A 1,766-nucleotide genomic window follows, 5' to 3' on the forward strand; every position below is an offset into this window, starting at 1 on the left:
CTACTACCAACCATCGTAATTTTAATGCCCACTCCAGTACAGGGCGGTAAACTGATTTAGCCCCAGTGATTATTGGACTCGCTTTTTCACTGACTTTGCCTGACATAAACATAGCAACAGCTGCGGGCACAATGGTGATTGAAAATACCATTGCCGCTAGCAATGCCAATATTACGGTAGCCGCCATTGGGTGAAACATCTTCCCTTCGACACCTGTTAAGCTAAAGATAGGAATGTACACAATCGTGATTATCATCACGCCAAATAGACTTGGGCGTATCACCTCATTCGTTGCCTCAAATACGACTTCCAGCCGTTCTTTAAGAGGCAGTATTGCACCCGTTCGCCGCTGCGATTCACTTAATCGCCTAATACAGTTCTCGACGATAATAACCGCTCCGTCAACAATCAGTCCAAAGTCTAACGCACCTAAGCTCATTAGGTTCGCGCTAACGCCCGTTTGTACCATGCCTATTATTGTGGCAAGCATGGCAAGTGGGATGACAGCGGCGGTGATAATTGCTGCCCGTATATTGCCCAGCAATAAAAATAAGACAACAATAACGAGTAGTGCGCCTTCAACAAGGTTTTTTTGTACTGTATTGATGGCTTTATCCACGAGCGTAGTGCGATCGTATACACTTTGGATAATTACGCCCTCTGGCAGGCTTGCTTGGATTTCATCCACTTTATCAGCCACGTCTAGCGCAACAGCTCGGCTATTTTCGCCTATTAGCATCATAGCTGTGCCCAACACCGTCTCTTGACCTTCTCGTGTTGCAGCGCCCGTTCTAAGCTCCTTACCGATGGCGACCTCTGCAATGTCACTTACCGTGACGGGAGATCGGTTTGTAAGCGTTACCACCACGTTACCGATGTCCTCAACGCTCGAAAGTCTCGCTTGTGAACGTACTAGTATTTGCTGGCCGTTGCGTTCAATGTACCCAGCGCCCTGATTAGCGTTATTTCGATTTAATGCCCGCAATAAATCGTCAGTACTAACGCCGTAATTAAGCATAAGTTGAGGATTAGGCTTCACATGATACTGTTTGGTAAACCCCCCAATAGCATTAACCTCTGTTACCCCTTTCACCAAGGCCAGTTGAGGTTTCACCACCCAATCGTGTAACTCTCGAAGCGCCATTGCATCAAATTTTCTGCCATCGACAGTTACTGTGCCGGGCTTCGCGCTAAGCGTGTACATGTAAATTTCACCCAAACCTGTGGCAATCGGCCCCATCTTAGGCTCAATACCATCGGGCAATTGGCTTTTGATAATGCCTAGCCGTTCGTTTATGAGGTTTCTGGCAAAATAGAGATCCGTGCCTTCTTCAAAAACGGCCGTCACTTGTGATAAGCCATAGCGCGATAGTGAACGTGTGTAGTCCAAGTTTGGTAATCCTGCCAAAGCGTTTTCTACCAAAAAGGTGATACGTTGTTCAGTTTCAAGCGGTGAATAACCTTCTGCTTGTGTGTTGATTTGTACCTGAACGTTGGTGATATCGGGTACGGCATCAATAGGCAGCTTTTGATAACTGAATAGGCCTAATCCAATCACCAAAAAGGAAAGCATCAGAAAAATACCGCGCTTTTCGATTGCGGTACGAATAATGGAAACTAGCATCTTAAACCTCCCTTAGAACTACACGCCATTTGACAGGGAAATATCAGTTGTAGTGAGGCATTAATGATCATGGCCTGCCTCCGATTTTTCCAAATCTGCTTTAATTATGTAGCTATTGGAAGCCACGACGCGTTCGCCTACT

At 46.1% G+C, this 1,766-nt stretch carries 1 protein-coding gene; it reads right to left on the reverse strand.

Features of this window, described 5'->3' with window-relative positions; all coding sequences use genetic code 11:
• The coding region (locus JC525_RS20025; RefSeq protein WP_233095324.1) for an efflux RND transporter permease subunit at positions 1-1,624 on the reverse strand (1,624 nt) is incomplete at its 3' end.
• Between the last annotated feature and the right edge of the window lie 142 nt (positions 1,625-1,766).

Source organism: Alteromonas sp. IB21 (assembly GCF_016405965.1).
Lineage (GTDB): Bacteria > Pseudomonadota > Gammaproteobacteria > Enterobacterales > Alteromonadaceae > Alteromonas.